30 protein-coding genes are annotated in these 25431 nt (G+C 67.7%); 16 read left to right on the top strand and 14 right to left on the bottom strand.

All coding sequences use genetic code 11. From position 1 onward, the window contains the following. Positions 1–131 precede the first annotated feature (131 nt). From rpoH to ftsY, 4 genes are all read right to left on the bottom strand, one after another. Positions 132–983 carry an RNA polymerase sigma factor RpoH gene (gene rpoH, locus V6D91_RS03830; protein WP_347317890.1) on the bottom strand — a complete coding sequence of 284 codons (852 nt, stop codon included), beginning with the start codon at positions 981–983 and terminating at the stop codon, positions 132–134. Between the two features lie 92 nt (positions 984–1075). Next, positions 1076–2014, bottom strand: coding sequence for an ABC transporter permease (locus V6D91_RS03825; RefSeq protein WP_347317888.1), 939 nt, complete (start codon positions 2012–2014; stop codon positions 1076–1078). Beyond that, positions 2011–2673 (bottom strand): cell division ATP-binding protein FtsE, encoded by a 663-nt coding sequence (gene ftsE, locus V6D91_RS03820; RefSeq protein ID WP_347317887.1) that lies wholly within the window; start codon positions 2671–2673, stop codon positions 2011–2013. Before ftsE ends, V6D91_RS03825 begins: the two co-directional genes overlap by 4 nt. A gap of 16 nt (positions 2674–2689) precedes the next feature. Then, positions 2690–3817 (bottom strand): signal recognition particle-docking protein FtsY, encoded by a 1128-nt coding sequence (gene ftsY, locus V6D91_RS03815; protein WP_347317885.1) that lies wholly within the window; start codon positions 3815–3817, stop codon positions 2690–2692. 84 nt (positions 3818–3901) lie between these two features. Between ftsY and V6D91_RS03810 the strand changes: the two genes are divergently transcribed. From V6D91_RS03810 to V6D91_RS03780, 7 genes are all read left to right on the top strand, one after another. Next, positions 3902–5278: a pitrilysin family protein gene (locus tag V6D91_RS03810; protein ID WP_347317883.1), complete on the top strand. Its 1377-nt coding sequence runs from the start codon at positions 3902–3904 to the stop codon at positions 5276–5278. Then, positions 5268–6572: a pitrilysin family protein gene (locus V6D91_RS03805; protein ID WP_347317881.1), complete on the top strand. Its 1305-nt coding sequence runs from the start codon at positions 5268–5270 to the stop codon at positions 6570–6572. Before V6D91_RS03810 ends, V6D91_RS03805 begins: the two co-directional genes overlap by 11 nt. Further along, a complete protein-coding gene (rsmD, locus tag V6D91_RS03800) occupies positions 6556–7125 on the top strand; it encodes a 16S rRNA (guanine(966)-N(2))-methyltransferase RsmD (protein WP_347317880.1) in 570 nt (189 codons plus the stop codon). Before V6D91_RS03805 ends, rsmD begins: the two co-directional genes overlap by 17 nt. Before the next feature lie 8 nt (positions 7126–7133). Beyond that, a complete protein-coding gene (gene coaD / locus V6D91_RS03795; RefSeq protein WP_347317878.1) occupies positions 7134–7610 on the top strand; it encodes a pantetheine-phosphate adenylyltransferase in 477 nt (158 codons plus the stop codon). A gap of 41 nt (positions 7611–7651) precedes the next feature. Next, the gene (locus tag V6D91_RS03790; protein ID WP_347317876.1) at positions 7652–7897 is read left to right on the top strand and encodes a YfhL family 4Fe-4S dicluster ferredoxin; all 246 of its coding nucleotides are present in this window, start codon (positions 7652–7654) and stop codon (positions 7895–7897) included. Between the two features lie 67 nt (positions 7898–7964). Continuing rightward, positions 7965–8570, top strand: coding sequence for a peroxiredoxin (locus V6D91_RS03785; RefSeq protein WP_347317874.1), 606 nt, complete (start codon positions 7965–7967; stop codon positions 8568–8570). A gap of 136 nt (positions 8571–8706) precedes the next feature. Then, positions 8707–9675: a hypothetical protein gene (locus V6D91_RS03780; protein WP_347317872.1), complete on the top strand. Its 969-nt coding sequence runs from the start codon at positions 8707–8709 to the stop codon at positions 9673–9675. Here V6D91_RS03780 and gluQRS read toward each other — a convergent pair. Next, positions 9668–10555 carry a tRNA glutamyl-Q(34) synthetase GluQRS gene (gluQRS, locus tag V6D91_RS03775; RefSeq protein WP_347317870.1) on the bottom strand — a complete coding sequence of 296 codons (888 nt, stop codon included), beginning with the start codon at positions 10553–10555 and terminating at the stop codon, positions 9668–9670. The genes V6D91_RS03780 and gluQRS overlap by 8 nt on opposite strands. Before the next feature lie 109 nt (positions 10556–10664). Between gluQRS and V6D91_RS03770 the strand changes: the two genes are divergently transcribed. Then, positions 10665–12587 (top strand): transglycosylase SLT domain-containing protein, encoded by a 1923-nt coding sequence (locus tag V6D91_RS03770; RefSeq protein WP_347317868.1) that lies wholly within the window; start codon positions 10665–10667, stop codon positions 12585–12587. 8 nt (positions 12588–12595) lie between these two features. Here the strand turns inward: V6D91_RS03770 and V6D91_RS03765 are convergent, their stop codons facing one another. Continuing rightward, a complete protein-coding gene (locus tag V6D91_RS03765) occupies positions 12596–13021 on the bottom strand; it encodes a PGPGW domain-containing protein (protein WP_347317866.1) in 426 nt (141 codons plus the stop codon). Positions 13022–13061: 40 nt separating this feature from the next. On the opposite strand from V6D91_RS03765, the gene sbcB reads away from it, so the two are divergent. After that, complete coding sequence (gene sbcB, locus V6D91_RS03760; RefSeq protein WP_347317864.1) at positions 13062–14516, top strand: exodeoxyribonuclease I; 1455 nt, start codon at positions 13062–13064, stop codon at positions 14514–14516. 50 nt (positions 14517–14566) lie between these two features. Then, positions 14567–15184 carry a CBS domain-containing protein gene (locus V6D91_RS03755; protein WP_347317862.1) on the top strand — a complete coding sequence of 206 codons (618 nt, stop codon included), beginning with the start codon at positions 14567–14569 and terminating at the stop codon, positions 15182–15184. A 45-nt stretch (positions 15185–15229) separates the two neighbouring features. Here V6D91_RS03755 and V6D91_RS03750 read toward each other — a convergent pair whose 3' ends face one another. From V6D91_RS03750 to wrbA, 5 genes are all read right to left on the bottom strand, one after another. After that, on the bottom strand, positions 15230–15667 hold the full coding sequence (locus V6D91_RS03750) for a CZB domain-containing protein (protein ID WP_347317860.1): 438 nt from the start codon (positions 15665–15667) through the stop codon (positions 15230–15232). 109 nt (positions 15668–15776) lie between these two features. Continuing rightward, complete coding sequence (locus V6D91_RS03745; RefSeq protein WP_347317858.1) at positions 15777–16532, bottom strand: HAD family hydrolase; 756 nt, start codon at positions 16530–16532, stop codon at positions 15777–15779. 143 nt (positions 16533–16675) lie between these two features. Further along, on the bottom strand, positions 16676–17158 hold the full coding sequence (locus V6D91_RS03740; RefSeq protein WP_347317856.1) for a peptidylprolyl isomerase: 483 nt from the start codon (positions 17156–17158) through the stop codon (positions 16676–16678). A gap of 6 nt (positions 17159–17164) precedes the next feature. Continuing rightward, entirely contained in the window at positions 17165–17989 is an 825-nt protein-coding gene (gene galU / locus V6D91_RS03735) for a UTP--glucose-1-phosphate uridylyltransferase GalU (RefSeq protein ID WP_347317854.1), read from the bottom strand. Positions 17990–18052: 63 nt separating this feature from the next. Continuing rightward, the gene (wrbA, locus tag V6D91_RS03730; protein WP_347317852.1) at positions 18053–18637 is read right to left on the bottom strand and encodes an NAD(P)H:quinone oxidoreductase; all 585 of its coding nucleotides are present in this window, start codon (positions 18635–18637) and stop codon (positions 18053–18055) included. A 124-nt stretch (positions 18638–18761) separates the two neighbouring features. On the opposite strand from wrbA, the gene V6D91_RS03725 reads away from it, so the two are divergent. The 6 genes from V6D91_RS03725 to V6D91_RS03700 all read left to right on the top strand — a co-directional run bounded on the left by V6D91_RS03725 (position 18762) and on the right by V6D91_RS03700 (position 22800). Continuing rightward, positions 18762–19310: a YqhA family protein gene (locus tag V6D91_RS03725; RefSeq protein WP_347317851.1), complete on the top strand. Its 549-nt coding sequence runs from the start codon at positions 18762–18764 to the stop codon at positions 19308–19310. Further along, positions 19310–19804: a TlpA disulfide reductase family protein gene (locus V6D91_RS03720; RefSeq protein ID WP_347317849.1), complete on the top strand. Its 495-nt coding sequence runs from the start codon at positions 19310–19312 to the stop codon at positions 19802–19804. The genes V6D91_RS03725 and V6D91_RS03720 overlap by 1 nt, the downstream gene beginning before the upstream one ends. Next, positions 19795–20328 (top strand): thioredoxin family protein, encoded by a 534-nt coding sequence (locus V6D91_RS03715; protein ID WP_347317848.1) that lies wholly within the window; start codon positions 19795–19797, stop codon positions 20326–20328. Before V6D91_RS03720 ends, V6D91_RS03715 begins: the two co-directional genes overlap by 10 nt. Positions 20329–20333: 5 nt before the next feature. After that, complete coding sequence (locus V6D91_RS03710) at positions 20334–21641, top strand: TolC family protein (RefSeq protein WP_347317847.1); 1308 nt, start codon at positions 20334–20336, stop codon at positions 21639–21641. Beyond that, positions 21638–22387, top strand: a complete 750-nt coding sequence (locus V6D91_RS03705; RefSeq protein WP_347317845.1) for an efflux RND transporter periplasmic adaptor subunit — start codon at positions 21638–21640, stop codon at positions 22385–22387. Before V6D91_RS03710 ends, V6D91_RS03705 begins: the two co-directional genes overlap by 4 nt. Positions 22388–22500: 113 nt before the next feature. Beyond that, positions 22501–22800 (top strand): DUF1540 domain-containing protein, encoded by a 300-nt coding sequence (locus tag V6D91_RS03700; protein WP_347317843.1) that lies wholly within the window; start codon positions 22501–22503, stop codon positions 22798–22800. A gap of 69 nt (positions 22801–22869) precedes the next feature. Here V6D91_RS03700 and V6D91_RS03695 read toward each other — a convergent pair whose 3' ends face one another. The 3 genes from V6D91_RS03695 to V6D91_RS03685 are packed head-to-tail and all read right to left on the bottom strand — an operon-like array spanning position 22870 to position 25418. Then, on the bottom strand, positions 22870–24594 hold the full coding sequence (locus tag V6D91_RS03695) for a proline--tRNA ligase (protein WP_347317841.1): 1725 nt from the start codon (positions 24592–24594) through the stop codon (positions 22870–22872). A 46-nt stretch (positions 24595–24640) separates the two neighbouring features. Continuing rightward, positions 24641–24985 (bottom strand): phenylpyruvate tautomerase MIF-related protein, encoded by a 345-nt coding sequence (locus V6D91_RS03690; RefSeq protein ID WP_347317839.1) that lies wholly within the window; start codon positions 24983–24985, stop codon positions 24641–24643. Positions 24986–24989: 4 nt separating this feature from the next. Beyond that, positions 24990–25418 (bottom strand): DUF4124 domain-containing protein, encoded by a 429-nt coding sequence (locus V6D91_RS03685; RefSeq protein WP_347317838.1) that lies wholly within the window; start codon positions 25416–25418, stop codon positions 24990–24992. Positions 25419–25431 lie beyond the last annotated feature (13 nt).

Below are 25431 nucleotides of genomic sequence, written 5' to 3'. Positions count from 1 at the left end.
TGAGCGTGATCTTCAGCTGATCGTCTTGCCGGTCGGCAGGGAAAGCTCCCCGCCGGCAGAAAACGGAAAGGCCCGCACATGTGCGGGCCTTTGGCTATGCAGGGGGCGGAAAACGAGCCTTCCGTCCCGGCTTATTCCACGCTGATGGCCTGGCGCATCTTGCGCATGGCGGCCTGTTCGATCTGGCGGATGCGCTCGGCAGAGACCTGGTACTCGGCGGCCAGCTCGTGCAACGTTGCCTTCTCGCCCTCGACCAGCCAGCGGCGGCGGACGATGTCGCGGCTGCGGGCATCGAGCGCTTCGAGGGCGGATTCGAGCTGTTCCAGGCGGAAGCCCTGGCTGTCCATCTGCTCCAGCGCCTCGGCCGGATCGCTGTCCGGGGCCTCGAGCCAGGCAAGCGGGGCCAGGTGCGCCTCCTCGTCCTGCTCCGGCTCGATGGCGACGTCGCGCCCCAGCAGGCGGGACTCCATCTCGAACACCTCTTTGACCGGGACGTTCAGCTCCCCGGCAATGGCTTGGGCCTCGTCTTGGCTCAGCCAGCGCTCGCCGTCGCGCATGCCGCGCAGACGGAAGAACAGCTTGCGCTGGGCCTTGGTGGTGGCCACCCGCACCATGCGCCAGTTGCGCAGGATGAACTCGTGGATCTCCGCCCGGATCCAATGCACGGCGAAGGTGATCAGGCGCACCTTGCGGTCCGGCTCGTAGCGGCGTACCGCCTTCATCAGGCCGATGTTGCCTTCCTGCACCAGTTCACTCAGCGGCAGGCCGTAGCCCGTGTAGCTGCGCGCGATGTGCACCACGAAACGCAGGTGTCCCATCACCAGCTGCCGCGCGGCATCCAGATCTTTGTCGTCGCGCAGGCGAACCGCCAAACGGTATTCGTCCTCGGCAGCGAGCAGCGGGATCTGGCGAACCTCGGCCAGATAGGCGGCGAAGGCCTCACGCTGGGCTGGCAGGGCGGAAAGGTGGGCAAGTTCTTGCATTGGTCGAACCCCTGGGGATTACCCGGATGAATTTAGCACTCGTTTGGTTCGAGTGCTAATCCGCAAAAAGGTTCCCAAGGCTCAGGCGCGGTTCAGGCCGGACGGATGCGACGGATCTGCAGCGCGCTGGCCAGCCAGGCGGCCACTATCCCGAGCGCCATGCCGACGGGGATGAGGATCAGCAGAAGGTAGGGCGGCACGGTCGGGAGGGCGATCTGCCAGCCACTGTGAGCCGCAGCACTGAGCAGCAGGCGCATGGCCAGGCCCGCGAACAGCAGGCCAAGCAGCGTCCCGCCAAGGCCGAGGATGGCCCCGGCGTAGAGTAGCGGGCGACGGATGAAGGCATGGGTGGCGCCAATCAGCTGCAGCAGGCGCACTTCCTCGGTGCGCCGTTCGAGTTCCAGGCGGATGGTGTTGCCGACGGTGATCGCCAGTGCGGGGGCGAGGATGAGGAGGAAGATCAGGGTCAGTTGCTCACCGGCATCGATCAGTCCACGCAGGCGCTGGACCGCCTCCGAATCCATCCGCACCGTGTCGACCTCGGGTCGGCCGGCCAGGCGCGTGCGCAGGCCCTCCAGGTCCGTGGCCGAGTGGGGCCGGAGTTCGATCACGGCCGGCAGGGGGTTGTCCTTCAGTTCACCCAGCAGCCCGTCGAGCGCGTGGGCGCGGGCGAGCATGGCCAGCCCTTCCTCCGGGGTGATCAGGCGTGCCTCCGCGATCGCCGGATCCTGGCGGAGCGAGCGCAGCAAGGCTTCGGCCTCGCGGCCGTTCGCCGCCGGCTTGAGGAACAGTTGCAGCTGGGCGGCCTCGCTCGACCAGCCCGCGAGGCCGGTGCGGGCGCCGTGCAGGGTGGCAAGGAGGGTGATCGGAATGGTCAGGCTGACGGCGATGACCAGCATGCTGAGCAGGTGGCCGAAGGGGCGGCGTTTGAGGCGGCGGAGGGCGTCGCGCAGGCTTTCACCGTGATGGGCCAACCAGGCATGGAGGCGGGCTTGCGCGGTGTGACCGCGCTGGGCGTGGTGGCGGCTCATGCCTCCTCCATGCGCAGGCGTCCCTCGCGCAGCATCAGGCGCGGGGCATCGAACTGATTGATCAGCCCCAAGGCATGGGTGGCGATCAGCATGGTCACGCCAGCGGCATTGAACTGGGTGAACAGGCGCATGATCTCGAACGCGAGCTCGGGGTCGAGGTTGCCGGTCGGCTCATCCGCCAGGATGATCGAGGGCTTCGCGACCAGGGCGCGGGCGATGTTGACGCGCTGCTGCTCGCCGCCGGAGAGCTCCTGCGGGCGAGCCCTCTCGCGGTCCAGCAGGCCGACCTTGTCCAGCGCAGCGCGCACCCGGCGGGCGGTCTCCTCGCGCGGGTAGTGTTGCACGCGCAGGGGCAGGGCGATGTTGTCGAAGACGCTCAATTCGGCCAGCAGGTGTGGATCCTGGAAGATCAGGCCGATGCGGCGGCGCAGGTGCGGGATGCGCCAGCCTGCCAGCCGGCCGATATCGGTGCCATGGATCAGCACCTTGCCTGAGCTTGGGCGCTCGATCTGCGGGATCAGCTTGAGCAGGGTGCTTTTCCCGGCGCCGGAGGGGCCGGTGAGGAAGGCCATGCGGCCGGCCGGCAGGCGGAAGCTGACTTCCTGCAGTGCCGCCTGGCCGTTCGGATAGGTCTTGCTGACCCGGGAAAACTCGATCATGGCCGCCCTCCGGGCCTTACGACTCGTGGTCGAGCAGGGCGTCGACGAATTCACGCGCGGCGAAGGGGCGCAGGTCCTCGGCCTTCTCCCCCACGCCGATGAAGCGGATCGGCAGGCCGAGTCTGCGGGTGATGGCGAACACGATGCCGCCCTTGGCCGTGCCGTCGAGCTTGGTGATGACGAGTCCGGTCACGCCCAAGGCCTCGTTGAATTGTACGGCCTGGTTCAGCGCGTTCTGGCCGATGCTCGCATCCAGCACCAAAAGCACCTCGTGCGGGGCGCTCGGGTCAAGCTTGGCGAGCACGCGCTTGACCTTCTTGACCTCCTCCATCAAGCCGCCCTGGGTATGCAGGCGGCCGGCCGTATCCGCGATCAGCACGTCCGCGCCGCGCGCTCTGGCCGCCTGCAGGGCATCGAACACCACCCCGGCGGAATCTGCGCCCTGGCCCTGGGCGATGACCTGTACGCCGGTACGCGCCCCCCAGGCCTGCAGTTGCTCGACGGCGGCGGCGCGGAAGGTGTCCCCTGCCGCCAGCATCACCTTGTGCCCGGCCTGCGCGTAACGCTGGCCGAGCTTGCCGATGGTGGTGGTCTTGCCCGCGCCGTTGATCCCGACCACCAGGATCACATGCGGTTTCCTGCCCGGGTCGATGACCAGGGGCTGGGCCACCGGTTCCAGCAGGCGGACCATGTGCTCGTACAGGGCCTCGAGCAGGGCCTCGGGGTCCTTGAGTTCCTTGCGCGACACGCGCCGGGTGAGGTCGGCGATGATCTCCTGTGTGGTCTCCATGCCGACATCGGCAAGCAGCAGGCGGGTCTCGATGTCCTCCAGTAGCTCATCGTCGATCTGCTTCTTGCCCAGCACGAGGCTCGCGAGCCCCTCGGTCAGGCCGGCGCGGGTGCGGGCGAGCTTGCTGCGCAGGCTGGACCACAGCCCGCCGGCCGGCGGCTCGGTAGGCTCCCCCCCCTGGGGCGGTGAGGGCGGCACCGGCTCGATGCTGGGCTGGGGGGACTCCTGCGCGAGGGCAGGGGGCTCGACAGGCTCGGCTTGGGGTTCGGTGAGGGGCTCGGGGGCGATCGGTTCGGCCTGGGACGCTTCGATGGCCTTGTCGTCCCGCCGGAAACGGCGCAGGAAACCAAACATGGAATGCTCTTGTCGCACGCTAGGGATATCCCTGTATCGTATCATCCACGAACTTTTTGGCCCGAACTTTCACGGAGACCTGTCATGCCGCGATGGATCTTGTTGTGCGTCGGCTTGTGGTGCGCAAGCCTCGCGCAGGCCGCTCCCAAAGTCTTCGAGGATCACCTGCCCAATGGTCTGCGCATCCTCGTCCAGCCGGATCATCGCGCTCCGGTGGTGACCTCGCAGGTCTGGTACAAGGTCGGCTCAAGCGACGAACCCGGCGGGCTGACGGGCATCTCGCACGTGCTCGAGCACATGATGTTCAAGGGCACGGCCAAAGTGCCCGCCGGCAAGTTCTCCGAGATCATCGCCGCACACGGCGGGCAGGAGAATGCCTTCACCAGCCGCGACTACACCGCCTACTTCCAGACCCTGGCGAAGGAGAGCCTCGATGTCGCCCTCAAGCTTGAGGCCGACCGCATGCGCAACCTGCTCCTGCGTGAGGAGGACTTCCGCAAGGAGGTCGAGGTGGTCAAGGAGGAGCGCCGCATGCGCACGGAGGATGACCCCAACGCGCGCCTGTACGAGCAGTTCCAGGCCATCGCCTGGCCCAACGGTGGTTACCATCACCCGATCATCGGCTGGATGGATGATCTCGAGCGGCTCCGGGTCGAGGATCTGCGCCGCTGGTATCGCGCCCACTATGCTCCGAACAACGCCACCCTCGTGGTGGTGGGTGATGTGACGCCTGGGGAGGTCAAGCGGCTGGCGCTCAAGCATTTCGGGCCGCTCAAACCTTCCAGTCTTGCCCCACGCGAGCGCAGCCAGGCCTTGGAGCAGGCGGGGGAGCGGCGCATGGTGCTGCGCGCCCCGGCCAGGTTGCCGGCTCTGCTCATGGGGTACCGGGTGCCGGTGCTCCTGGACGACGTGCCCGCCTGGGAGGCCTACGCGCTGGAGGTCCTGGCCGGGGTGCTGGACGGCGGCCAGAGCGCGCGCCTGCAGCAGAGGCTGGTGCGCGAGTCGCGCCTGGCCGGCGAGGTGAGTGCGGGGTATGACGCCGACAGCCGGCTGCACGACCTCTTCCAGATCTCTGCGGTGCCCTCCGAAGGGGTATCGGTGGGCCAGCTCGAGCAGGCCCTGCGCCAGGAGGTCGCCCGCCTGCGTGAGGAGCCGGTCAGCGCCGAGGAGTTGGCGCGGGTCAAGGCGCAGGTCATCGCCGCCGAGGTCTACGGGCGCGATTCGGTGTTCTACCAGGCCATGCGCCTTGGGGCCTATGAGACGGTCGGTCTGGGGTACCGGCGCCTGAACGAGCTCGTGCCCGGCATCGAGGCGGTGACGGCCGAACAGGTGCAGGCCGTGGCGCGCAAGTACCTGATCGACGACCGGCTGACGGTCGGCGTGCTCGACCCCCTGCCGCTCGAACCCGGGGTGAAGTCGAAGCCTGCGGAAACGATGGGAGGTATCCGGCATGTACGCTGATGTGTTGCGCGGTCTGCTGCTTTTGCTCCTGGCCGTCCCCGCGTGGGCCGGCCTGCCCATCCAGCACTGGGAGACGTCTGGCGGGGCCCGGGTGCTGTTCGTCGAGACCCACGCCCTGCCGATGGTCGACATCCGCGTCAGTTTCGATGCCGGAAGCGCGCGTGATGGCGCGGCGCATGGCCTGGCTAGTCTGACCGCTGCGCTGCTGGACCAAGGGGCGGGCGAGAGGGATGCGCAGGCCGTGGCTGAGGCCTTCGAGAACGTCGGCGCGCGCTTTGGTGCCTCGGCCAGTCAGGACGCCGCCACCTTGAGTCTGCGCAGTCTGAGTGAGCCCGCCCGGCTTGATCCGGCCCTGGAGACCTTCGTCGCCGTCATGGGGCGGCCGCGCTTTGCCGAGGAGGACTTCCGTCGCGAGCGCGAGCGCGCCCTGCTGGGCCTGAAGGCCGGCGAGCAGCAGCCGGGGGAGGTGGCGCGCCGCGCCTTCTACAAGGCCCTCTACGGTGACCATCCGTATGCCTTCCAGCCGGAGGGCGAGGCGGGCAGCCTGCAGGCGCTCAAGGTCGAGGACGTGCGCGACTTCCACCGCCGCCACTACGTCGCCGCCGGCATGGTGATCGCCCTGGTGGGCGATTTGAGCCGCGCACAGGCAGAGCAACTGGCCGAACGCCTGGCCGCCGCTGTCCCCCAGGGCGAGCCCCTCCCGCCGCTGCCCAACCCCGAGGAGCCGGTCGAAGGCAAGACCGTGCGTATCCCCTTCCCTTCCACCCAGGTGACCATCCTGGCGGGGCAGGTGGGCATGGCGCGCAGTGATGCGGACTACTTCCCGCTCTATGTCGGCAACCACGTGCTCGGTGGCAGCGGTTTCTCCTCCCGCCTGATGGAGGAGATTCGCGAGAAGCGTGGTCTGGCCTACAGCGTGTACAGCTATCTTTTGCCGATGGCCGTTCCGGGCCCGTTCCAGATGGGGCTCCAGACCCGGCTTGACCAGGCGGGGCAGGCGGAGGCCCTGCTGCGCGAGAATCTGGCCCGCTTCGTCAAGGAGGGACCGACCGCGGCGGAGCTCGATCATGCCAAGAGGAACATCGTCGGGGGCTTCCCGCTGCGGCTCGACAGCAACCGCGAGATCGCTGACTGGCTGTCGATCATCGGCCTCTACCGCCTGCCGCTCGACTTCCTCGACCAGTACCCGAAACGGGTCGAGGCCGTGCGCGTGGACGACATCCGTACCGCCTGGCAGCGCCGCATCCATCCCGACCGGCTCATCATGGTGATCGTGGGTGGCCCGCAGCAGTAACGTGGTGCGCATCATCGGCGGCGAGCACAAGCGTCGCCAGCTCAAGGTGCTCGACCGGCCCGGCCTGCGTCCGACCCCCGATCGGGTGCGCGAGACCCTGTTCAACTGGCTCGCCCCCTTCCTGCCGGGCGCGCGGGTGCTCGACCTGTTCGCCGGCAGCGGGGTGCTCGGCCTCGAGGCGCTCTCGCGCGGGGCGGCCTGGTGCGACCTGGTCGAAAAGGACGGCGGGGCGGCGCGCCTGCTCGAGTCCAACCTCGACGTGCTGCGCCTGCTTGACCGGGCGCGGGTGCATCATCAGGATGCGCAGGCCTTCCTGCGCCAGCCCCCCTCCCAGCCCTACGACGTGGTCTTCCTCGACCCGCCCTACGCCAGCGACCTGCTGGAGAAGGCGCTGGCCGCCATCGACGGGGCGGGCTGGCTCGCGCCGGACGCGCGCATCTACGTCGAGCGCCCCGCGCGCCTCGGTCCTCCGGATGTGCCGGGAGGGTGGGAGCGGCTGCGTCAGGGTGAGGCCGGCGAGGTGGGGTACTATCTCTTCGGTTTCCATCCTTGAAAACAGCCATGACCGCTGCCATCTATCCCGGTACCTTCGACCCGATCACCCTCGGCCACATCGACGTGATCCGGCGCGCCGCCTCGCTGTTCGGCGAGGTGGTGGTGGGGGTCGCGGCGCACAGCACCAAGACCCCGGTGTTCGATCTTGAGGAGCGCACGGCCATGGCGCGCGAGGCCCTGGCGGGCATCCCCGGGGTGAGGGTGGAGCCGTTCCACGGCCTGTTGGTCGATTTCGCCCGCGCGATGGGGGCGCGGGCGGTGATCCGCGGCCTGCGCGCAGTGTCGGACTTCGAGTACGAGATGCAGCTCGCGGCGATCAACCGCCGCCTTGACCCCGCGCTGGAGACGGTCTTCCTCACCCCAGCGGAGAGCTACAGCTTCCTCGCCTCCACCCTGGTGCGCGAGATCGCGAGGCTCGGCGGCGATGTCACACCCTTTGTGCCGCCGAACGTGCAGGCTGCGTTGAAGATCAAGTTTGGCTAATATTTCGGCCCCGAATTTTCTGATTCCAACCGGGAGGCATCATGGCCCTGCTGATTACCGACGAATGCATCAACTGCGACGTATGCGAGCCGGAGTGCCCGAACGGCGCCATCTCCCAGGGGGATGAGATCTACGTCATCAACCCGGATCTGTGCACCGAGTGCGTGGGCCACTACGACACGGCCCAATGCGTCGAGGTCTGCCCGGTGGACTGCATCATCCCGGACCCGGAGCACAAAGAGACGCGCGAGGAGCTGGAGGCCAAATACCATCGGATCAATGGTTGAGCATGTCGTCCAAATCCGACTAGACTCATCGGGCTTCTGACCCACCAAGGCAACAAGGAGAACCTCCATGGGCGTACTCGTCGGCCGTCAGGCCCCCAACTTCACCGCCGCCGCCGTACTCGGCAATGGCCAGATCGTCGAGGATTTCCGTCTCGATTCCGCCATCCGCGGCAAATATGCGGTCATCTTCTTCTATCCGCTCGACTTCACCTTCGTCTGCCCCTCCGAGCTGATCGCCTTCGATCACCGCATCGAGGAGTTCAAGAAGCGCAACGTCGAGGTGATCGGGATCTCCATCGACTCCCACTTCACCCACAACGCCTGGCGCAACACCCCGGTCGAGAAGGGCGGCATCGGTCCGGTCCGTTACACCCTGGTGGCCGACATGAACCACGCCATCTGCAAGGCCTACGACGTGGAAACCCCGGACGGCAACGTGGCCTTCCGCGGCACCTTCCTGATCGACAAGAGCGGCATCGTGCGCCACCAGGTGGTCAACGACCTGCCGCTGGGGCGCAACATCGATGAAACCCTGCGCATGGTCGATGCGCTGCAGTTCACCGAGCAGCACGGCGAGGTCTGCCCGGCGGGCTGGAAGGAGGGCGACAAGGGCATGAAGGCCAATCCGCAGGGCGTGGCCGAATACCTGGCCAGTGAGGCCAGCAAGCTCTGATTCCAGCCCGGATAGGGCCACTGAAGAAGCGCGGCGGGTCCGCGCTTTTTTGTTTCGTGCGTCGCTGGCGGGTCATGAAGCCAGGCCACGTCTGGCATACCATGAGCCCGTTTTTCCTTCCCGAACGACTGTCCGCATGCCAGCCTTCGCCCGTTCCCAGCCCCTCGCCCATCCGAGCCTCCTGGGCCTTGCCGGCCTGCTGCTCACCGTCCTGACGGCCTGCCAGAGCGTGGCCTCAAGCCAGTTCGGCGGAGCCGAGACCCGGCTTGATCCGCGCGTTGACGAGGCGAGCGGGCTGATAGCCTCCCCCCATCACGCCGGGATCTATTGGATCCACAATGACAGCCGCGCCTTCTTCGACAGCCAGCCCACCGAGCCGCTGCTGTACGCCATCGACATCGCGGGCCGCGTGCGCGGCGAGCTGTGGGTGGAGGGGCTCAAACCCTACGATTGGGAGGCGATCAGCGCCTTCCGCTGGAAGGGCAGGGCCTATCTTTTGATTGGCGATCTGGGCGACAACCGGGCACGGCGCACTCGCGGCATCCGCCTGGATGCCATCGAGGAGCCTGGGCGGATCGAGGGGCGGTGGCAGCTCAAGCCGGCCTGGACCCTGCGCCTGACCTATCCCGACGGCCCGCGCGATGCCGAGGCCATGGCCGTCGATGGCACCGAGGGGGCCGTCTACATCCTCAGCAAGCGCGACCTCCCCGCGCGCCTCTACCGTGCCCCGCTGCTCGCGGGCAAGGGTGGAACGCGCACGCTCGAGTATCTGGGCGAGATCACCGCGTTCGACGCCCCACTGACCACGGGCATGCCGAGCGAGCTGAAGGTGCTGCCCTTCACCCACCAGCCCACCGACATGGCCTTTGCCCCGGATGGGGGCGAGGTGGCTGTGCTGACCTATGCCCACCTGTACGTCTTCCCCCGGCAGGCCGGGCAGTCCTGGCTCGAGGCCCTGCGCGGCACGCCGAAGGTTTACGATCTGCCCGGGGCCAGGCAGTACGAGGGGTTGAGTTACAGCCACGACGGCAAGGCCTGGGTGATCGTGCAGGAGGGGGAGGGTAGCCCGGTGTTGGTGCTGCCCAGGAGCAAGCCCGTCAACTGATGGTCTGGTGCGCGGTGGGGATGGCTTCGGGACGCCAGCGGGGGATGGCCCAGGCCACGATCTCCTCTGGCCGAGCCTCTGCCAGCCCCGGCTCGGGGGCCTGGCCGAGGAAGGCGAGGGCGCGAGTAAGCTGCGCTGCGGCCGTCTCCAGCGCAAGCGCCGGGGCGAGGTTCTGCTTGGACAGCTTCTGACCATTCGGCGCCAGCGCGAGCGGCAGGTGCAGGTAGCGCGGGGTGGGCAGACCAAGCAGGCGCTGGAGCCAGATCTGGCGCGGGGTCGATTCGAGCAGGTCGGCGCCGCGAACCACATCGGTCACCCCCTGCCAGGCATCGTCTACCACCACCGCGAGGTGGTAGCTGGCGATGTCCTCCACCCGCCAGATGACGAAATCCCCCAGGGCGTTGCCGATGTCCTGCTGGATCGTCCCGAACAGGCGGTCGGTGAAGTCGATCACCGCGCCACGGGTGTCGAGCCGCACGGCATGTGGGCGGCCGGCCAGGGGAGGGTGCATGCGGCAGGTGCCGGGATAGATCGGCCCTTCGCACCCCATGCGCGTGGCCTGGGCACGGATGTCGGTGCGCGAGCAACTGCAGGGATAGGCCAGGCCGAGCCGGCGCAGGACCTCCAGCGCCTCCCGGTAGGCCTCGGTGCGGGTGCACTGGAACACCACCTCCCCATCCCACGTGAGCCCGTGGGCCTCAAGCTGGCGCAGGATGGTATCCGCCGCGCCGGGCATGCAGCGCGGCGGGTCCAGGTCCTCGATGCGGACTAGCCAGCGCCCCCCGTGGGCGCGGGCATCGAGCCAGCTTGCCAGGGCGGCAATCAGGGAACCGAAATGGAGCGGACCGCTCGGGGTCGGGGCGAATCGGCCGGTGTACATGGGCTAAAATTGTGATGCAATCGGCGCGAAAGTCCATCCGGACGGATGGCAACGCGATGCCGACCGAACCCCATCCCTCCACAGGAGCGCCCTCGGGCGCGGATGCCTTATGCGTTTGTCTGCCGGCCCACTGGTTGTTGCCCTGCTTCTCGGCGGTGCCATACCCTCCCCCGCATGGGCGGGGGTGGAGGATGATCGCCTTGTCTTCCGCGAGGCGCTCGCGGCCCTCCAGGCAGGCCAGCGTGACACGGCATGGGCCCGGCTGGACGCACTGCGGGACTACCCGCTGAAGGACTACCTGCGCTACCTCGATCTGCGCGCCCGGCTGGAGTCCGCCCCGTCCCAGGAGGTCGCCGCCTTCCTGCGTGACGTGCCGGACAGCTTCATGGCCGAGGACCTGCGCAAGCGCATGTTGCGCCTGTTCGCCGATACGGGCGATTGGGCGTCCTATCTCGCCTTCGATGATGCCGCGCTGGAAGGCTTTGAATTCCGCTGCCAGCGCATGGTGGCCCGCGCTGTGGTGCAGGGTGGGCGCCCCCAGCCGGGTGAGGTGCTCGCGCTGTGGGAGGAGGGCAAGCCGCTCCCGGAGTCCTGCCAGCGGATCGAGGACTGGCTGGCAGAAGCAGGGTTGTTGACCTCCGAGCGACTGTGGAAGCGCATCGAGCAGGCCATGGAGGATGGCCGGACCAGCGAGGCGCGCCGCCTGGCCGCGCGGGTTGGGGCTGAGGGGCGCATCCCCGTGTGGGTGGAGGCGCGCAAGTCGCCCGAGCGCTTCCTCGAGCGGCAGAAGGGCGCACGGGGTGATGCGGTGCTGCACCTCATGCTGGTCGATGCCATCAAGCGCGTCGCGCGCAAGGATGCAGGCGAGGCGCGCGCGCTCTGGCTTGGCCTGGCGGCGCGCGGGGCCATGTCGGCCGCGGCCCGCCACGAGGCGGAAGGGGGGATCGCCATGGCGGCGGCCCGCCAGCACCGGCCCGAGGCCTCCGACTGGTTCGAGGGCGTGCCCTCCCGTGCCCTCGACAAGGAGGGGCGTGCCTGGAAGGTGCGCGCGGCCCTTCGCACCCAGCGCTGGGAGCGGGTGCTCGCCGCCATCGAGGCCATGCCGGCGGAGGAGCAGGCCGAGGAGGAGTGGCGCTACTGGCGCGCCCGGGCGATGGAGACGCTGGGGCAGGATGATGCCGCGCGGCAGATCTGGCGGGACGTCGCCCGGGGCGTCAGCTACTACGGCCTGTTGGCGGCGGACCGTGCCGGTATCCGTTACGAGCTGGCCTACGTCGACCTACCCCCTGACGAGCTGGTCCAGCAGGTGGCCGCCCGCCCGGCCGTCCGCCGTGCGCGCGAGTTCCATGTCATGGGCCTGGCGAGCGAGGCGCGTAAGGAATGGCAGGTGGCCCTGCGTGACCTGGACCCGTCGAGCCTGCGCGCAGCCGCGCACCTGGCCGCCCGCTGGGGCTGGATGGATCGCGCTGCCATCACCATGGGCAAGGCGCGCCATGCCGGCCTTGAGGACCTCGAGGTCCGTTTCCCCCTGCCGTGGCGGGACGACGTCGAGCGTTTCGCCCGCGAGACTGCGATCGACAGTGGCTGGATGTTCGGTGTCATGCGCCGCGAGAGCGCCTTCATGCCGGACATCGGCTCCAGTGCCGGGGCCCAGGGGTTGATGCAGCTCATGCCTGAGACGGCCAAGTACGTGGCGAAGAAGTTCGACCTGCCGGCTCCAGGAAGCGGCGATCTGCACGACCCCACCGCCAACATGCGCCTTGGCAGCGCCTACCTGCGCTACGTGCTGGACAAGTTCGACGACAACCAGGTCCTCGCCACCGCCGCCTACAACGCAGGTCCCGGGCGGGTGAAACAGTGGCTGCCGAAGGCCGAGACCCTGCCGGCGGACATCTGGGTCGACACCGTCCCCTTCACCGAGACCCGCGAGTACTGCCGCGCCGTGCTGCACTATGCCACCGTGTTCGAGTGGCGCCTCTACGGCGAGGCACGGCCGCTCTCGGCGCGCATGCCCTTGATTTCCGGCGGCTGAGCGCTCGCTCAGAACTCCAGCGGCTCAGCCCCGCGTCGGACGCGCAGGGCATTGACGGCCCGAAGCAGCGCCGGCCTCTGGATGAGCCAGCGCTCCAGCCGGTATTTGCCCGGGTAGTTCATCAGGATCAGACCGGCCAGGAGGGTCAAAAGCCCCTGGCCGGGCATGAACAGCATCAGCATGCCGGCGAGCAGGAGCAGCAGCCCGACCAGGTTGCGCAGGATCAAGAGGTCCCAGCGCAGCACGGGGTGCGTATGGGCAAAGCGCGAGCGCTTGCGGTGCGGTGGGGCGAAGTAGTCGGGCGGGATGCGCGTGATCAACCAGGGCAGGGCGATGAGCGTGCCGATGAACATCAACACGCTGAACACGCTCAGGCCGATGACGATCCGCGGGTGGGCCCCAAGCCAGACGAGCCCCTCGGTCAAAATATCCATAAACCTTAGTTTAGGCGGCCTCCGGCGCAAGGACACCCATTTGAACAGCATCCTCTGGTACGACTACGAGACCTTCAGCGCCGATCCTGCGACCGGCCGCATCGCCCAGTTCGCCGCCATCCGCACCGACGAGCAGCTGCAGCCGGTTGGGGAGCCGATCGAACTGTTCTGCAAGCCCTGCCACGACTGCCTGCCGGACCCGGTAGCCTGCCTGATCACCGGGATCACCCCGCAGCAGGCCGAGGCGCGCGGCCTGCCCGAGCCCGAGTTTGCCGATCGGGTGCGGGATGCGATGGGACAGCCCGGCACCTGCATCGCAGGCTTCAACAGCATCCGCTTTGACGACAACTACACCCGCTTTCTGTTCTGGCGTAACTTCATCGACCCCTACGCGCATGAGTGGGCCCATGGCAATAGCCGCTGGGACCTGCTGGACGTTGCCCGCTACACCTATGCCCTGCGTCCGGAGGGGATCGAATGGCCAACCCGGGAGGACGGCGCGCCGAGCTTCAAGCTCGAGCACCTGACCCTCGCCAATGATCTGCCGCATATCGACGCCCACGATGCCCTCGCCGACGTGCGCGCCACCATCGCCCTGGCGCGCCTGATCCGCGAGCGTCAGCCGCGTCTGTTCGACTTCGCCTTCCGCCTGCGCGGCAAGGCCGCGGTGCGCGAGCTGCTGGTGAAGGAGCAGGGCAAGCCGCTTTTGCACACCTCCGGCATGTTTCCAGCCCGGCAGGGTCACACCACGGCCATCGCGGTGCTGGGCGAGCATCCCCGCATCCCGAACCGGCTGATCGTGGCCGACCTGCGTCAGAACCCGGAGCGGCTGCTGGATACCCCGGCCGAGATCCTGCTCGAATGGCTCTACACCCCCGCCGCCGAACTCCCCGACGGAGCCGAGCGTCCGGCGATCAAGGAGCTGCATCTCAACCGCGCCCCCCTGCTGGCCCCCTTCCGCGTGCTGGACGAGGCAGGGGCGGAGCGTCTTGGACTTGACCTCTCTGCCTGCCAGCGCCACTTCGACTTCATCCAGACCCATCGCGACGCCTTCGCAGCCCTGGCACGCGGCCTGTATGCCGCCGAACCCACCCCCCGGGCCATGGACGCCGAGGCGGCGCTGTACCAGGGCTTCATGCCGGAAGGTGATCGAAGGCAGCTGACGCACCTGCGCCAGCTTCCGCCGGAGCGCCTGGCCGATGTGCAGGGCATGCTTCAGGATACCCGCCTGCGTGAGCTGATGTTCCGCTACCGCGCGCGCCACTTTCCGGCGACCCTTGCGGCGGAGGAGCGCGAACACTGGCACGACCTGCGCGCCTCGCGCCTGCTGCACGAGGAGGGCGGGGCGGGGATGTGGGCGGAGCGGTTCTTCACCAGCATCGAGGCTCTGCGCCTGGACCCCGCATCAACCGGCCGTGAATGGCTTATTCTCGATCAAGTGGAGGCGTGGGGCCGCGGCCTTTTGAACGAGGCCGGTTTGGGCTATCCCGCGTAAGGCCTGGCCGGGCTGGCGCACGGCAGGCATCCTACCGAGCGAGGCACGACATGGCCATCATCGTTCACGGCCCCGGAGTCCATGATCCCTACCCCCTTGAGCGCCTGACGCAGGAAGGCGGGCCGGCCGCCACCCAGCCGACGGCGGCGATCCGGCCGGTTCAGGAGGAGGCCGGTGCCGCCTCGCAGGCCGCCGCGCGGCTGCGGGCGGCGATCCGCGCGACGCGGGAGCGGGCAGGGGAGGCGACCCGGGCCTTGCGTGCAGGCGAGCTGATGCAGGATGGGACGTATATCCTGATGGCCTCCATGCCCTTGGGCGAGGCCCGCGAGGCCCTGCACCGCTGGGGCATCGAGCAGGCCATGGTGGTGGACGAATCGGGAGGGCTGATCGGTCTGCTGGAGATTGGGGGGGTGTTGCGGGCCGTCTGGCCGCCGGGCGAGTCGCCGCGCGCTCGGGTGGAGCCGCTGACCGTGGGGGAGGTGTGCCGCACGCCGGTGGACGCCGTGCGCGAGGATGCGCCGCTCGAGCTCGTCGCGCGCCTGATGCTGGATCACGACTATCCGGCCTTGCCGGTGGTGGATGGCGAAAACCGGCCGGTGGGTCTCATCCGCGTGGCCGACCTGCTGCGCGTCGTGCTCGGCACGGTCCGCCTCGAGGTTTGGGCCTGAGGCCATGCCGTAGGCCGCCCGTGGCCGGACGGTAGCCGAAGGCGGTCAGGTGGCGGCTTGAGCCCCGATCTGCTGGCGGGCGAGCTCCAGGCAGTGATCCTCCATCACCTTGCGGAACAGGCCGTGCAGACTGCTGAAGAACATGCTCTGCATTTCCTCGATCTCGGCGTAGACATCCTCGCCGATGGGGGTGCCTTCGCGCCTCTCCAGCAGGGCATCGCGCATCAGCGCATGCATCTGCTCGTGCAGCTCGTTGAGCTGTTCGACCATCTCGGCGCAGCCCGGCGGGGTGGGAAACCGACCGAGGAAGCCGCCCAGGCGGCAGTGCAGGTGCGCATCCTTGCCGATAAGGTCGTCGCTCGCGCCGTTGCTGAACATCAGGTGGCGAATGCCGCGCGAATACCAGGCAATGTGCCAGTAGATCGCCTCCTCGAACTGGTCGAGGAAATCGGCATAGGGGAATGGAGCGTCAAGGCTGCTCATCGGTCGTCCGTCTTTGGGGGCGGGAGGTTCCTCGCCCTTCATCTGAACTAGGATAATGGCAGATGCCCACCCTGATCATTCAGGGATTTGATGCCATGAATGGCTGCTCTTATCTAGCAGCCAGTTCGCGCAGGAAAGGCATGTCCACGATGCGTGCACCCTCGCCGCCGAACAGGATGTTCGCGGGTTCGCCCGGCTCGCCCAGGTGTTCCAGGACCAGTTCGGCCCCCGTCAGCTCGTCATCGCGGGTGTAGTCATTGATGGTGACCAGGGTGCGCAGGCCGGCGCCCGTGGAGGAGAGCACACCGTTGCGCGAATCCTCGAACGCCAGGCAATGTTCGGGCGCGAGCCCCATGCGCTCCAGCGCCCAGGTGTAGATGGCCGGGTCCGGCTTCTTCTTCGGCACGATGTCGCCGGCGGCGATCACCTCGAACCAGCCGATGCTGTCCGGGCCGAGGGTGGCGGAGAGCAGGGCGGTGACGTTCTCGGGCGTGGTGGTGGTGGCAATCGCCAGCCGCAGGCCCGCGGCGCGCGCCTCCCCGATCAGGCGCCTCACGCCCGGGCGCAGCGGGATCAGCCCTTCGCCCAGCATGCGCACGTAATGGCGGGTCTTGGCCTGGTGCAGGCCGGCAATCCATGCATCCGCGTTGTCCGGGAGGACGAAATCCGGGTTGAAGCGTTCCAGGTAGTAACGGATGCGCTCCTTGCCACCGGTCACGGCCAAAAGCTCGCCGTACATGGGCACATCCCATTCCCAGTCGAGGCCGGCCTCGCGGAAAGCGGCGTTGAAGGCGGGGCGATGGCCGTCGCGCTCGGTGTCGGCCAGGGTGCCGTCGACGTCGAAGATCAGGGCTTGCAGGCTCATGGGGGCTCCGTGGGCGGTTTTGAATTCTGGGAATGGATACGTGCAATGGCGGCAAAGTTCAACCCGTTGCATCCTGAGGTGAATGCAGTGGGCATGAAAAAGGAGGCCGTAGCCTCCTTGGTGCGCCAGGCGGTTGCGGCGACTCAGTGGTGATGGCCGTGCTCGCCGTGCACGTGGCCGTGGGCGAGCTCCTCGGCGTCGGCGGCGCGGACCTCGCGCACCGTGACGTCGAAGTGCAGGGTCTGGCCCGCCAGCGGATGGTTGCCGTCGATGGTGACCTGGTCGCCTTCGACCGCGGTCACGGTCACCACCTCGATGCCGTGGTCGGTCTGGGCATGGAACTGCATGCCGACCTGGATCTGGTCGACGCCGCCGAACATGCTGCTTGGCAGGGTCTGGGTGAGGGCGGGGTTGCGCTCGCCGTAGCCCAGGGCGGGGGCGATGCTGACCTTGAAGGTGTCGCCCGCGCCGCGACCTTCAAGGGCCTGCTCGAGGCCCGGGATGATGTTGCCGTGACCGTGCAGGTAGGCCAGCGGCCCGTGATGCTCGGAGGAGTCGATCACCTCGCCTGCATCGTTGGTCAGGCGGTAATCGATGGTGACGACGGCGTCTTGGGAGATGTGCATGCGGTATTACCTGCGGCCCATGTGGTAGAAGTAGTTGGTGGCGGCGACGAAGCCGCCCACGGAACCGCAGTCGAAACGACGGCCCTTGAATTTGTAGGCCATGACGCGGCCCTGACGGGCCTGCTGCATCAGCGCGTCGGTGAGCTGGATCTCGCCACCCGCGCCCGGCTGGGTCTCGCGCAGGATGTCGAAGATATCCGGGGTGATGATGTAGCGGCCGATCACGGCAAGATTGCTGGGGGCGACCTCGGCGGCGGGCTTCTCAACCATGTGGTCGACGCGAAAGACACCAGGTTCGATCTCCTCACCCGCGATCACACCGTACTTGTGGATCTCGTTCTGCGGCACTTCCTCCACCGCGACCACGGTGCAGCCGTGTCGTTTGTGCACCTCGACCATCTGCGCCAGCACGCCCTGCGAATCGCTCACGCACAGGTCATCGGCCAGGATGACGGCGAACGGCTCCTCGTGGCCGATCAAGGTCTCGCCCGTCAGCACCGCGTGGCCGAGGCCGCGCATCTCAGTCTGGCGGGTGTAGGAAAAGCTGCAGCTGTCGATGATGTGGCGGATGCCGGCCAGCAGGCTTTCCTTGCTGGTGCCGCGCAGCTGGGACTCGAGCTCGTAGTTGATGTCGAAGTGGTCCTCGAGCGCGCGCTTGCCACGACCGGTCACCATGGCCATCTCGCGGATGCCTGCCTCCATCGCCTCCTCGACGCCGTACTGGATCAGCGGCTTATCCACGATCGGCAGCATCTCCTTGGGGATGACCTTGGTCGCGGGGAGGAAGCGGGTGCCGTAACCGGCAGCGGGAAACAGGCATTTTTTGATCATGGCGTCTTACATGTTTATGAGAGATTCCACTATATACCGCGGCTTGCGCCGGGTGAAAGCGGTTCAGCCTGTCGGGGGCGTTGCGCCCAGGCGACGGGCGGTGTCGGCGACGCGGCGACCGAGGGCCTGGCAGAGGGCTTTCTCATCCTCGGTCAGCGGCTGGCGCCCGTCCCCCGAGGTGTGGCTGGCGCCATAGGGCGTGCCGCCGCTTTTCGTGCGCAGTAGGGCCGGTTCGCTGTAGGGTAGGCCGACCAGCAGCATGCCATGGTGCAGCAGGGGGATCATCATGGACAGCAGCGTGCTCTCCTGGCCGCCGTGCAGGCTGGCGGTGGAGGTGAACACGGCGGCCGGTTTGCCGATCAGCGCGCCGGTCAGCCACAGACTGCTGGTCTGGTCGATGAAATGCTTGACCGGGCCGGCCATGTTGCCGAAGTAGGTGGGGCTGCCGAGCACCAGGCCCGCACATTCGGCCAGGTCGTCCACCCGCGCAGCGGGCGGAGCCTCGGCCGCCGCGGCGGATTCGCCCGCATCGATGCGCCGCAGCCGGGCCTGCATGCCGGGGACGGATTCGACGCCGCGCGCCACGTGCCGCGCCATTGCGGCGGTGCCGCCATCGCGGCTGTAGTAGAGGACCAGGATCTCGGCCATGCCAGGATATCGTTGAGTAAAGTGCGAAGGAATTATGCCATGTATCGGGCCGCCGGGCATTGAGGCGTAGGCCGGACACCCCTTAGACTTAGTCCCCATTGATGACCCTCTGCAGGACCGGCCGATGAGCAAGAAGATCGAAATGCTATTCGAGAAGACGCTGTGGGATTTGCGCCTGGTGGTCATCGTGGCCGTCATCGTGAGCGCCCTGCTGAGTCTGGTCATGTTCTACGTCGCCACGGTGGATGCCTGGATCACGGTCACGCATCTGCTCCACTACGCCGACCCCACGCTGGATCAGGCCTCCCGCCTTGCGCTGCGCAACCAGACCGTGACCCACGTGGTCGAGGTCATCGACGGCTTCCTGCTCGCCACCATCATGCTGATCTTCGCCCTCGGCCTGTATGAGCTTTTCATCAGCAAGATCGATCCTGCGCGTACCCAGCTCGAGGAAGGTAAGGGCGAGGCGGCAAGCAATATCCTGGTGATTGCCAGCATCGATGACCTGAAGAACCGCCTGGCCAAGGTGATCCTCATGATCCTGGTCATCAAGTTCTTCGAGTACGGCATCAACATGGGCTTCAAGGAGCCGCTGGATCTGCTGATCTTCGCGGGTGGCATCGCCCTGATCGGTCTTGCCCTGTTCCTCTCGCACAAGGCTGAGGAACACTGATGCGTCGTCTGCTTGCGCTTTTCCTTCTGCTGGTCGCCCAAGGTACGGCCTGGGCGGCGGATGAGCTTGTCCTGAAGGACACGGGAGGCAGGGAGCATGTCCTCTCCGAGCTCAAGGGCAAGTTTGTGGTGGTCAACTTCTGGGCGACCTGGTGCCCGCCGTGCCTGGAGGAGATCCCCGAGCTGATCCGCTTCCACGACACCCACAAGGACAAGGATGCGGTGGTGTGGGGCGTCAACCATGAGAAGGCCGATCCCGCCAAGCTCGCTCGCTTCATCGACGAGCAGATGATCAGCTATCCCGTCCTGCCGCTGCCTCCTGCCCGCCCGACACCCTTCGGTCCCATTCGTGGCCTGCCCACCACGGTGCTGGTCGCGCCGGATGGCACGGTCGCCCGCACTCATCTTGGCGCCATTACCCATGACACCCTCGAACGCTACATGCGCGAGTGGTGTGCCACCCCCGCTGGAAAGGAGAGCAAGGCATGTCGCTGATCCTCGCAAGGCGCCTGATGGGCGCCTTTTTTATGGCCCTTATGCTGGTATCGACTCCGCTGATGGCGGCGGAGGGCGGTTTCTTCGACGAGAACTTCGGCAACCTCAAGGAGGAGCTGGCGAATGCCAAGGCCGAGGGCAAGAGTGGCGTGTTCCTGTTCTTCGAAATGGAGGAGTGTCCCTTCTGCCACAAGATGAAGACCACCGTCTTCAGCCAGCCGGAGGTGCGTGACTACTTCAGGAAGCATTTCCGCATCCTCAGCATCGACATCAACGGCGATGTTGAGCTGGTCAATTTCAAGGGCCAGAACACCACCCAGAAGAAGTTCGCCTTCGAGGAGTACCGCGTGCGCGCCACCCCGGTCATGGGCTTCTTCGACCTGGAGGGCAATCTCGTCGCCAAGTACACCGGGCCGACCAAGGATGCCAAGGAGTTCATGTTGCTCGGTGAATATGTCGTGAGTGGGGCCTACAAGCAGCCGAACATGAACTTCACCGTCTACAAGAAGAGCAAGGGACAGTGAGGGTCATGAAGCTTCGGCATGCACTGTTGCTGGCCGGTGTGCTTGCGAGCCCCTGCCTGGTGGCGGCCCCGCTGCCGCAACCGCTCACGCTTGCGGATGCCCTGCGGCTGGCCGAGGATGAGGGGCACTACGACCTCCAGTTGCGCACGGCGGAGCTTGAGGTGGCCCGCGCCGGCTTGCGCACGGCGCAGGGCGAGCGCGATTTCGTCCTTGGGTTCGAGGGGCGCCTGCGCTACGTCGAACCGCCCGTCCAGAACGTCAACCAGTCGCACAACGACAGCGCGGCCCTGCTGGTGGCGCGCAAGCGCTTGTACGACTTTGGCCGTGGCTCGGCCCTCGAGCAGGCCGCGCAGGCCGTGATCGAGGGCGAGAAGCAGCGCCTGGAGCTCGCGCGCGAGCAGAGGAAGATCGACGTGCTGCGCGCCTTCTTTGATGTGCTGCTGGCCGACATGGGCTACACCGTGGCCAACGAGCGCATGGCGATCGTCTACGTCGATTACGACAAACAGCGGGACCGCCTCGAGCTCGGCCAGATTTCGCAGGTGGAGTTCCTGCGCGTGCAGACCGGTTACGAGGAGATCCTGCGCGCGCGCAACGAGGCCGAGGCGCGCCAACGGACGACCCGGCTCAGGCTGGCCGCGGCCCTCGGCGATCCCACCCAGCTGCCGGCCAAGCTGGTGGAGCCCGAGCTCCGCTCCCTGCCGGAGCGGAAGCCTCCAGCGATCGACGCGGTCCTGGCCGAGGGGCTGGAGAGGAATCCGACCCTCGTGGCCCTGCGTCGCCAGCTCGAAGCGGCTACGGGCCGGGTCGAGGCCGCGCGTGCCCGGCGCCTGCCCGTGCTCGATGCGGTAGTGGAGGGCGGGGTCTACAACCGCGAATATGGCTCCAACGACCCTTTCCGCGCGGGGGTGGTGCTCACCGCGCCGCTCGTCACCGGCGGGGCCGTGGAGGGCGAGATCGCCCGCGCCGAGGCCGAGCGCCTGCGTGCCCAGGCCACGCTCGCCCGCGCTGAGGCCGAACTGCGCCAACGCCTGTCCGAGCTCGCGCTCGACATCGACGTGCTACGCAAGGCCATCGCCGGTGACAAGGTGCGTGAGGGCTATCGCGAACTCTACCTGGACCGCAGCCGCGCCCTGTACGAGATGGAGGTCAGCACCGATCTGGGCGACAGCATGGTGCAGATGTCCGATGCCCATCTGCGCAGCATGCGCACCCTCTTTGCCTTGAGCCTCGCCTGGGCCGAACTGGACGCCCTGCTCGGTCGTCCTGTCGCGCCCTTGGCTGTCGCCACGCTCCCTGAAGGAAAGTCATGATGCGTCAATTCATCGTCCCGGCCGCCCTGCTGGCGGCCGCCCTGTCCCAGCCGCTTGGCGCGGCGGAATTCCAGGCCACCCTCGGCTGGGCGGATCGCACCGCGCTTTCCCTGCCGGTCTCCGGCCTGGTCAAGGAAGTGCACGTCCGTGCCGGACAGAGGGTTCCGGCCGGGGCGCCGCTGGTGTCCCTCGACCCGCGCCCGTTCGAGGCACGCCTGCGTGAGGCCCGCGCCGGGGTCCAGGCGCTGGAGCGCAAGCGCGCCGAGGCCGAGCGCGAGGTCGAACGCGCCAAGGAGCTCTACGCCCGGACCGTGCTTTCCAACGTCGAACTGGAAAAAGCCCACATCGACCAGCAGCAGATCGACGGGCAGTACCAGCAGGCCCGTGCCCAGCTGCAGATGGCCGAGATCGAGCGCGGCTACACCCCGCTCCGGGCCCCCTTCGCGGCGCGCGTGCTGAGCGTGAACACCGCCGCTGGCGAGGCGGTCAGCGCCACCCTGCAGGCCCCCGCCCTGGTCGAGGTGGCGCGTGCCGAGGTCATGGATGCCATCGCCACCTTAAGACCGGAGGAGGCCCAGGGGCTCCGTCCCGGCGGCAAGGCAGAGGTCGAGGTGAATGGTCGCCGCATGGCCGGCGAGATCCTCGCCCTGGAGAGCCCGCGTGAGGGCGGCTACCGGCTGGTGGTGAGGGTGACGGCGGGCGAAGGCTGGCTGGCAGGCTTGCCGGCGAAGATCCTCACGCCCTGAACTTCTCCCGTTTCGCAGGGTGGCCCGGCCTGCCCTGCAGATCCCTGCATTCTTGCCTAGACTCGGTGAACCCCTGCATGGGGGTGTCAGGTTTCCCCTGGGAGGACCGAGTCATGAAAATCACCGTCGAAATCCCCGTCGTCGCCGAGTGCGCCGTCACGGAGTGCAGCTACAACGCCGGGCGTGCCTGCCATGCCAAGGCCATCACCATCGGGGATGGCGTCCATCCTGGCTGCGACACCTTCCTGCACATGAGCCCCCATGCACGCGAAAGGCAGCGGCGCGCCGGGGTTGGTGCCTGCAAGGTCACCAGCTGCCGCTTCAACGACGATCTCGAGTGTGGGGCTGAGGCGATCAGAGTGGGGCGCGCCGCGCAGGAGGTCGCCTGCCTGACCTTCGTGCCGCGCTTGTAGGAGACTGGACCGGCATGAGGCCGGGCCGTCACCGGCCTCCGGCCAATGTCCTTAGGACCTCGGCCTGGCTCAGGCCAGGCCGAGCCGCTGCTTGAGGAAGGCGAGCACGTCGTCCGCGGGGACCATCTCGTTCTCCGCCGCGTTGCGCGCGCGGTATTCGAGCTGGCCTGCGGCCAGGCCCTTGTCGCTGATGACCAGGCGATGAGGGATGCCGATCAGCTCCATGTCGGCGAACATCACCCCCGGGCGCACGTCGCGATCGTCCAGCAGCACCTCCACGCCCAGCCCCTGCAGCTCGGCGTACAGGCGTTCGGCGAGCTCCATCGCCTGGGGCGATTTGGCGGCATTGAGCGGCAGCAGGGCGAGCTGGAACGGGGCGATGGCCTCGGGCCAGAGGATGCCGCGCTCGTCGTGGTTCTGCTCGATGGCGGCGGCCACCACCCGCGAGACGCCGATGCCGTAGCAGCCCATGGTCATGACCTGGGCCTTGCCCTGCTCGTCGAGCACGGTGGCGTTCATTGCCCGGCTGTATTTGTCGCCGAGCTGGAAGATGTGGCCGACCTCAATGCCGCGGCGGATGACCAAGGTGCCCTGGCCATCGGGGCTCGGGTCGCCCTCGACCACGTTGCGGATGTCCACGGCGATGGCCTCCGGCAGATCGCGCCCCCAGTTGACCCCGGCGAGGTGCTCCCCGTCGCGGTTGGCGCCGCAGACGAAGTCGGCCACGTGCAGGGCGGCGCGGTCGGCCAGCACCGGGATGCCGAGCTCGCCCAGGCCCACCGGGCCGATGGAGCCGACGTCGGCGCCGATGGCCGCGCGCACCTCCTCGGGACTGGCGAATTGCAGCGGGCTCGCCACCTGGGCCAGTTTTTCGGCCTTGATCTCGTTCAGTTCGTGGTCGCCGCGCAGCACCAGGGCGACCAGCTGGCCTTCCTCCGCACCGCGCATGATCAGGGTCTTGAGGATCTGCCGCGGCGGATGGCCGGTGGCGGCACTGACCTCGTCGATGGTGTGCGCATTCGGGGTGGGGATGACGCGCATCACTTCACTCGGGGCCGGGCGCTCACCTGCCGGGGCGACGGCCTCGGCCAGTTCGACGTTGGCGGCGTAGTCGGAGGCCGTGGAGAAGGCGATGGCATCCTCGCCCGAGGAGGCGAGCACATGGAATTCATGCGAGCCGGTGCCGCCGATGCTGCCCGTGTCGGCGCGCACAGCGCGGAAGTCCAGCCCCAGGCGGGTGAAGATGCGGGTGTAGGCGGCGTGCATGGCGTCGTAGGTCGCCTGCAGCGAGTCCTGGTCCATGTGGAAGGAATAGGCATCCTTCATCAGGAACTCGCGGGCGCGCATCACGCCGAAGCGCGGGCGCACCTCGTCGCGGAACTTGGTCTGGATCTGGTACCAGCACACCGGCAGCTGCTTGTAGCTCTTCAGCTCGCGGCGGGCGAAGTCGGTGATGATCTCTTCGTGGGTCGGGCCGAAGCAGAAGTCGCGCTGATGGCGATCCTTCAGGCGCAACAGCTCGGGGCCGTACTGTTCCCAGCGGCCGGACTCCTGCCACAGCTCGGCCGGCTGCACGGCCGGCATCAGCACCTCCAGCGCCCCGGCACGGTCCATCTCCTCGCGCACGATGGTCTCGACCTTGCGCAGGACCTTGAGCCCCAGCGGTGTCCAGGTGTAGAGACCGGCGGCCAGGCGGCGGATGAGTCCGGCGCGCAGCATGAGCTGATGGCTGATGACTTCGGCGTCGGACGGGGTTTCCTTGAGGGTGGCGAGGGGGAACTGGGAGAGACGCATGGCGTGCGGGACCTGAAAGGGCAAAAAGGCGTGGCGGGATTGTGGGTCAGAACGTGGCGCCGTTCCAGCCCCAGCGTTGCGCTTCGGCCGAGGCGAACTCGATGTAGATGCGGGCGGGATCGAGCCCAAGCTCGGCTTTGAGCAGGGCGCAGAGCCCGGCCGCGATCCCCGGCATGTCGGCATCCGCAAGGTCAATGCTCTTGAACTCGACGAAGGCGCAGGGGGTGTCATGCCCCGCGAAGGTCATCGTCTTGCCGTCGTTGAGCAGGGTCATGACCCACTGCTCGGGCTTGCGGGTGGCCTCGGCGGTGAAGCGGGAGAGGCGCGAAGCCAGGTTCGCGCGCCGATCGTCATCGAGACGGAGGTTGGTGTTCAGGATCAGGGTGGGCATGGGTTCATTCGCAATAGAGCTGGATGCGCTTGCGCTCCTCGTCGATCATGCGCTGGCGCTCCTCTTCGGGAGCACGCTGCATCTCGCCATCCGGGCCCTTGATCAGGATGCGCGGGCTGGCCTCGAGCTGTTGCAGGCGCTGACGGGCGTTCTGGCATTGCTCGGCCATCTTCTCCGCGGGCATGGTCATGACCTCGCGCGGGGGTGTCTGCTCCGTTGCGGCGGCGGGTTTCTCGGCGGGCTGTCCGGCAGGCGGTGCGGCGGGTGTGGCCGGGGTGGTCACGCGCGGCTGGATCTCCTGGCCCTTGCCGCTGGCGGGCGGCTGCTCCGTGTAGTGGGTCACGCCCTTCTCGTCCACCCACTTGTAGATGGCGGCCTGGCACGGGGTGGAGAGCACGGCGAGAAGCAGGGGCAGGGCGATGATACGGCGCATGTGGGGTCCCTCG

The organism is Thiofaba sp. EF100, from assembly GCF_039822285.1.
Taxonomy (GTDB): Bacteria; Pseudomonadota; Gammaproteobacteria; order Halothiobacillales; family Halothiobacillaceae; genus Thiofaba.
This window is presented reverse-complemented; position numbering and strand designations above follow the sequence as displayed.

Coding starts and splice junctions, on each gene's coding strand:
- rpoH (WP_347317890.1), bottom strand. CDS start 983: ATGCAAGAACTTGCCCACCTTTCCGCCCTGCCAGCCCAGCGTGAGGCC.
- V6D91_RS03825 (WP_347317888.1), bottom strand. CDS start 2,014: ATGAGCCGCCACCACGCCCAGCGCGGTCACACCGCGCAAGCCCGCCTC.
- ftsE (WP_347317887.1), bottom strand. CDS start 2,673: ATGATCGAGTTTTCCCGGGTCAGCAAGACCTATCCGAACGGCCAGGCG.
- ftsY (WP_347317885.1), bottom strand. CDS start 3,817: ATGTTTGGTTTCCTGCGCCGTTTCCGGCGGGACGACAAGGCCATCGAA.
- V6D91_RS03810 (WP_347317883.1), top strand. CDS start 3,902: ATGCCGCGATGGATCTTGTTGTGCGTCGGCTTGTGGTGCGCAAGCCTC.
- V6D91_RS03805 (WP_347317881.1), top strand. CDS start 5,268: ATGTACGCTGATGTGTTGCGCGGTCTGCTGCTTTTGCTCCTGGCCGTC.
- coaD (WP_347317878.1), top strand. CDS start 7,134: ATGACCGCTGCCATCTATCCCGGTACCTTCGACCCGATCACCCTCGGC.
- V6D91_RS03790 (WP_347317876.1), top strand. CDS start 7,652: ATGGCCCTGCTGATTACCGACGAATGCATCAACTGCGACGTATGCGAG.
- V6D91_RS03785 (WP_347317874.1), top strand. CDS start 7,965: ATGGGCGTACTCGTCGGCCGTCAGGCCCCCAACTTCACCGCCGCCGCC.
- V6D91_RS03780 (WP_347317872.1), top strand. CDS start 8,707: ATGCCAGCCTTCGCCCGTTCCCAGCCCCTCGCCCATCCGAGCCTCCTG.
- gluQRS (WP_347317870.1), bottom strand. CDS start 10,555: ATGTACACCGGCCGATTCGCCCCGACCCCGAGCGGTCCGCTCCATTTC.
- V6D91_RS03770 (WP_347317868.1), top strand. CDS start 10,665: ATGCGTTTGTCTGCCGGCCCACTGGTTGTTGCCCTGCTTCTCGGCGGT.
- V6D91_RS03765 (WP_347317866.1), bottom strand. CDS start 13,021: ATGGATATTTTGACCGAGGGGCTCGTCTGGCTTGGGGCCCACCCGCGG.
- V6D91_RS03755 (WP_347317862.1), top strand. CDS start 14,567: ATGGCCATCATCGTTCACGGCCCCGGAGTCCATGATCCCTACCCCCTT.
- V6D91_RS03750 (WP_347317860.1), bottom strand. CDS start 15,667: ATGAGCAGCCTTGACGCTCCATTCCCCTATGCCGATTTCCTCGACCAG.
- V6D91_RS03745 (WP_347317858.1), bottom strand. CDS start 16,532: ATGAGCCTGCAAGCCCTGATCTTCGACGTCGACGGCACCCTGGCCGAC.
- V6D91_RS03740 (WP_347317856.1), bottom strand. CDS start 17,158: ATGCACATCTCCCAAGACGCCGTCGTCACCATCGATTACCGCCTGACC.
- galU (WP_347317854.1), bottom strand. CDS start 17,989: ATGATCAAAAAATGCCTGTTTCCCGCTGCCGGTTACGGCACCCGCTTC.
- wrbA (WP_347317852.1), bottom strand. CDS start 18,637: ATGGCCGAGATCCTGGTCCTCTACTACAGCCGCGATGGCGGCACCGCC.
- V6D91_RS03725 (WP_347317851.1), top strand. CDS start 18,762: ATGAGCAAGAAGATCGAAATGCTATTCGAGAAGACGCTGTGGGATTTG.
- V6D91_RS03720 (WP_347317849.1), top strand. CDS start 19,310: ATGCGTCGTCTGCTTGCGCTTTTCCTTCTGCTGGTCGCCCAAGGTACG.
- V6D91_RS03715 (WP_347317848.1), top strand. CDS start 19,795: ATGTCGCTGATCCTCGCAAGGCGCCTGATGGGCGCCTTTTTTATGGCC.
- V6D91_RS03710 (WP_347317847.1), top strand. CDS start 20,334: ATGAAGCTTCGGCATGCACTGTTGCTGGCCGGTGTGCTTGCGAGCCCC.
- V6D91_RS03705 (WP_347317845.1), top strand. CDS start 21,638: ATGATGCGTCAATTCATCGTCCCGGCCGCCCTGCTGGCGGCCGCCCTG.
- V6D91_RS03700 (WP_347317843.1), top strand. CDS start 22,501: ATGAAAATCACCGTCGAAATCCCCGTCGTCGCCGAGTGCGCCGTCACG.
- V6D91_RS03695 (WP_347317841.1), bottom strand. CDS start 24,594: ATGCGTCTCTCCCAGTTCCCCCTCGCCACCCTCAAGGAAACCCCGTCC.
- V6D91_RS03690 (WP_347317839.1), bottom strand. CDS start 24,985: ATGCCCACCCTGATCCTGAACACCAACCTCCGTCTCGATGACGATCGG.
- V6D91_RS03685 (WP_347317838.1), bottom strand. CDS start 25,418: ATGCGCCGTATCATCGCCCTGCCCCTGCTTCTCGCCGTGCTCTCCACC.